5 protein-coding genes are annotated in these 5,246 nt (G+C 61.3%); all 5 read right to left on the reverse strand.

Features of this window, described 5'->3' with window-relative positions:
- Nucleotides 1–566 (reverse strand): acyl-CoA dehydrogenase family protein (locus VGU61_RS07185; protein ID WP_326858427.1); only part of this gene is annotated, 566 nt, incomplete at its 3' end.
- 13 nt (nt 567–579) lie between these two features.
- The gene (locus VGU61_RS07190) at nt 580–1,659 is read right to left on the reverse strand and encodes a phosphotransferase (protein WP_326858428.1); all 1,080 of its coding nucleotides are present in this window, start codon (nt 1,657–1,659) and stop codon (nt 580–582) included.
- Nucleotides 1,660–1,814: 155 nt separating this feature from the next.
- Nucleotides 1,815–2,588 carry an SDR family oxidoreductase gene (locus VGU61_RS07195; protein WP_326858430.1) on the reverse strand — a complete coding sequence of 258 codons (774 nt, stop codon included), beginning with the start codon at nt 2,586–2,588 and terminating at the stop codon, nt 1,815–1,817.
- 62 nt (nt 2,589–2,650) lie between these two features.
- Complete coding sequence (locus tag VGU61_RS07200; protein WP_326858431.1) at nt 2,651–3,829, reverse strand: acetyl-CoA C-acyltransferase; 1,179 nt, start codon at nt 3,827–3,829, stop codon at nt 2,651–2,653.
- An 81-nt stretch (nt 3,830–3,910) separates the two neighbouring features.
- Nucleotides 3,911–5,246, reverse strand: a 1,336-nt coding sequence (locus tag VGU61_RS07205; protein ID WP_326858429.1) for a 3-hydroxyacyl-CoA dehydrogenase, incomplete at its 5' end; no start/stop codon positions are given.

Below are 5,246 nucleotides of genomic sequence, written 5' to 3' on the forward strand. Positions count from 1 at the left end.
GTCTTGCCCATGAAGATCAGGATCTTGCAGCGCGGATCGTTCGCGCCGGAGGTCCACCATTTCTGGCCGTTGATGACGTAGTGGTCGCCGTCCCGCTCGATCCGAGCCTGGATGTTGGTGGCATCCGAGGATGCCACGTCCGGTTCGGTCATCGCGAAGCCGGAGCGGATCTCGCCTGCCAGCAGCGGCTTCAGCCATTGTTCCTTATGCGCTTCCGATCCGTAGCGGACGATGGTTTCCATGTTGCCGGTATCCGGCGCGGAACAGTTGAACGATTCCGGACCGATGGTCGAGCGTCCCATGATCTCGCACAGCGGCGCGTACTCGAGATTGGTCAGGCCCGCGCCGAGTTCGGACTCGGGCAGGAACAGGTTCCACAAGCCCGCGGCGCGGGCTTTCTGTTTCAGTTCCTCCACGATCTTGGTTGCCTGCCAAGGGTTGCCGGCCTTGCGGGCAGCGTCCATCTCGGCAGCGAACACGGCTTCCGCCGGGTAGACATGTTCGTCCATGAAAGCGGTAACGCGTTTTTGCAGGTCCTTGACCTTGTCGGAATAAGCGAATGTCATGTTTGTCTTTCGGTTAGGAATTGGAACGGATGCGTTCTGCGTACTGCCAGGCCAGCTCGGCAAGCGGACGGGCACGCTTGCCGGTCTCAACGGCGTCGGCACTGGATGCGTTGCCGAGCTGCGCGCGCTTGGCGATGCCCTGCAAAATGCCGACGAGGCGGAACATGTTGAACACCATGTAGTACTCCCAGTCGCCTTTCGGAATGCCGTCGCGGCCGGTGCGCTTGCAGTATGTGGCGATGTATTCGTCCTCGGTCGGGATGCCGAGTTCGGTGAACGGCAAGCCGGCCATGCCGCGCGACTGGCCGGGATGCATGCGCCAGGTCATGCAGTGGTAGGCGAAGTCGGCCAGCGGGTGGCCCAGCGTCGACAGTTCCCAGTCCAGCACCGCGAGAATGCGCGGTTCGGTCGGGTGGAATATTACGTTGTCGATCCGGTAGTCGCCGTGCACGATGCGGGTCTCGTCCGCTGCCGGGATGTTCTGCGGCAGCCAGTCGATCAGATTCTCGACCGCCTCGATGCGCTCGGTTTCCGAGGCGCGATATTGTTTGGTCCAGCGGGCAACCTGGCGCTCCAGGTAATTTCCCGGCTTGCCGTAGGTTCCAAGGCCGACCGCCTCATAGTCCACGCTATGCAAAGCGGCTATCACCCTGTTCATCTCGGCGAACAGGGCAGCGCGCTCGGCCGGCTCAAAACCGGGCAAGGCAGAATTCCACAAAATGCGGCCCTGGACGTAATCCATGATATAGAACGCGCTGCCGATCACGGCGTCGTCTTCGCACAGTGCGTAGGACTTCGCAACCGGGACGTCGGTTGCCGCAAGCGCGGAGATGACGCGGTATTCACGATCGACCGCGTGAGCCGACGGAAGCAGCGTGCCGGGCGGCTTGCGGCGCATGACGTACTGCTTGCCGCCTGCCGTGAGCAGGAAGGTCGGATTGGACTGTCCGCCCTTGAATTGCTCCACCTGCAGGTCGCCGCTGAAGTCATCGACGTTGGCGCGCATGAAGGCGGCGAGTTTAGGAATATCAAACGCGTGCTGGGGTGCGACGGGGCGGGTGCCGGCGAAGCGTTCCTGGGGGTCTTGGCTCATGATCTTAACTTTGAATATTTTCGGGCGGTCCCTTCCCTGTTGCCGGGGTGGGTCAGGGAGGGTGGCGAGGTTGAGTTTGCGCACGCGATTACTCGGCCTCACCATCGCTATCCCAACCTTCCTCCTGCAAGGGGAAGGAGCGGAAGTCAGTAGATTTATACGGCGCTGATTCCCCCATCCACCGCGATACTTTGTCCGGTGATGTGCCGCGACGCTTCGGAGGCCAGGAACACCACCGCGCCCTTCAGATCCTCATCGCCGCCGATCCGATGCAACGGAGCGCGGGCGATCACGCCCTCCGCAACCTTTTCCAGCAAGCCTGCCGACATCTTTGACGGGAAGAATCCCGGGCAGATCGCGTTGACATTAATGTTGTACTTGCCCCATTCCGACGCCAGGGAGCGGGTGAAGTTCACCGCTGCGCCCTTGGACGTGTGGTAGGCGATCGTGCTGACATTGACGGCACTGCCGCGCAATCCGGCGACCGACGCGATGTTGATGATCTTGCCGAACTTCTTCGGAATCATGCAGCGACGCGCCACTTCGCGCGACAGGAAGAAAACCGCATCCACGTTCAGGCTCATGACCTTGCGCCACGCTTCGTCCGGATACTCTTCGGCGGGCGCACCCCATGTCGCGCCGGCGTTGTTCACGAGGATGTCGATGGTTCCGAAACGCTGCAGGACTTCATCAACCATGCCGGGGATCTGGTCAGTCTTCGACAGGTCGTTGACAATGGTCAGCACCTCGACGCCCATTTTTTCAAGGTGGGCTTTCGCTTCGACAAGCTCATCCGCCTTGCGCGCGGTAATTGCCACCTTGCATCCCATTTCACCCAGCGCTTCCGCCATCTGAAGCCCGAGGCCACGGGACCCGCCGGTAATCAATGCGATCTTGCCGTCGAGTTTGAAAAGTTCCTTGACGCTCATCTGAAACACTCGCTTTCCGTAGTTGGGCGCGGTCCCGCCGGGGCGCGCCGGAACATCATCAATCAGCAGACTTCGAACAATCCTGCCGCGCCCTGGCCGCCGCCTACGCACATCGTCACCACGACATACTTGGCACCGCGCCGCTTGCCTTCGATCAAAGCATGTCCGGTGAGCCGGGAGCCGGATACGCCATAAGGATGGCCGACCGCGATCGCGCCGCCGTTCACGTTAAGCAGCTCATCCGGGATGCCGAGCTTGTCGCGGCAATACAGCACCTGGCATGCAAACGCTTCATTCAGTTCCCACAGACCGATATCGTCCATTTTCAAACCGTTGCGTTCAAGCAGGCGCGGAATGGCGTACACCGGCCCGATGCCCATCTCATCGGGTTCACATCCCGCGACGGCAAAGCCGCGGAAAATACCCAGCGGCTGGATGCCGCGCCGTTCGGCCAGCCGTGAACTCATGACCACGCATGCGGACGCGCCATCCGAAAACTGGCTCGCGTTTCCGGCCGTAATGACGCCGCCGGGCAAGGCCGACCGAATCTTCGAAACCGCTTCGATCGTCGTGTCGGGACGGATGCCTTCGTCGGCGGAGATGGTTACTTCGCGCCGCATGATGCGTCCGCTCTCCTTGTCGACGACGCCCATGACCGTGGTCATCGGCACGATTTCATCATTGAACTTTCCCGCTGCCTGCGCGGCGGCCGCACGCTGCTGGCTGCGTACGCCATATTCGTCCTGCCGTTCCTTGGAGATGTTGTAGCGCTTGGCCACCTGTTCGGCGGTCTGCAGCATGCTCCAGTAAATCTCGGGCTTATTTTCGATCAGCCATGGATCCTGGCGCATATGGCGATTGGTTTCGTTCTGCACGCAGGAGATCGATTCGACGCCGCCGGCGACCATGACCGGCACGTGTTCGACCATCACCCTTTGTGCGGCCATGGCGATCGTCTGCAAGCCGGACGAGCAAAAGCGGTTGACAGTAGCGCCGGCCGTTGTCACCGGCAGCCCGGCGCGCAGCGCGATCTGGCGCGCGACGTTGCCCCCGGTAGTGCCTTCGGAGAGCGAGCCGCCCATCAATACATCTTCGACTTCGGCCGGATCGATGCCGGCGCGTTCAACGGCGGCACGCACCGCATGTGCGCCGAGAGTGGCGCCGTAAGTCATGTTGAAGGCGCCTTTCCAGGATTTGGCCAAGCCGGTGCGGGCGGTGGAGACGATAACTGCGTCGTGCATGTAGTGTCCTCGGGTATTCATGTCGGTCCCTCTCCCGCAGGAGAGGAAAAAGGTCTGATTAGCCGGCGGGCCGGCGACGTTTTAGTGAAATGTTTCGCCAGCATCCGCGAGTCTGACGAGCGACTGCGCTGGCTGCCAGAATGCGGCGTCGCCGCCCGGTTGCGAGGCGAAGCTGCGCATTTTTGCCACCACATTCGGCAGGCCGACGATCTCCGCATGCAGCATCGGTCCGCCGCGATGGGCCGGGAAACCGTATCCGCTAAGGTAGACCATGTCGATATCCGAAGCGCGAGCCGCGATCCCCTCTTCCAGGATGCGCGCGCCTTCATTCACCAGGGCGTAAATGCAGCGTTCGATGATTTCCTCGTCGCTAACCTTGCGTGGGGTGATGCCGGCCTCCTTGCGTCCGGCGGCAATGATTTCATCCACGACCGGATCGGGCAGCGCATCGCGCTTGCCAGCCTCGTACCGGTACCAGCCGGCGCCGGTCTTCTGTCCGAAGCGGCCCATCTCGCACAAGCGGTCGGCGATCACCGAACGCTTCATGTTCGGGTTTTCCTCGTACAGCCGCTTGCGGATGGACCAGCCGATATCCAGGCCGGCAAGATCGCCCATGCGGAAGGGCCCCATCGCCATGCCCCATTTTTCCAATGCACGGTCGATCTGCTGCGGCGAAGCGCCCTCTTCCAGCAATTCGAAGGCCTGCGCGCGGTAGTACTTCAGCATGCGATTGCCGATGAACCCGTCGCACACACCGGAGACAACCGCCACCTTCTTGATTTTTTTCGCCAGTTGCATCACGGTCGCCAGGACGTCTTTTGCCGTATGCTCGGCGCGCACCACTTCCAGCAAACGCATTACATTCGCGGGGCTGAAAAAATGCAGGCCGACCACGTCGTGCGGACGTTTGGTGAAACCCGCGATCCGGTTCATGTCGAGCGTGGAGGTATTGCTGGCAAGAATAGCGCCTTGCTTCATCACCTGGTCGAGCTTGCCAAATACCTGTTCCTTGACGCCCATGTCTTCGAATACCGCCTCGATCACCAGATCGGAATCGGCGATGTCGTCATAGGACAGGCTGGTCGTCAGCAGCGCCATGCGTCCATCGAGCTTGTCTGCAGTCAGCTTGCCCTTCTTCAGCGAATTCTCGTAGTTTTTGCGGATCGTCGCGACGCCCCTGTCGAGCGCTTCCTGCTTCATCTCCAGCAAGACGACCGGTATGCCCGCATTCAGGAAGTTCATCGCGATACCGCCGCCCATGGTGCCTGCCCCGATCACCGCCACTTTGGCGATACTGCGCACCGGCGTATCGGCAGGAACATCAGGAATCTTGGCAGCCGCGCGCTCGCCCATGAAGGCATGCCGCAGCGCGCGGGATTCCGGCGTATTCATGAGCGACAGGAAGAGTTCGCGCTCG

It is taken from the genome of Noviherbaspirillum sp. (assembly GCF_035944575.1).
Classification (GTDB): Bacteria; Pseudomonadota; Gammaproteobacteria; order Burkholderiales; family Burkholderiaceae_D; genus Noviherbaspirillum.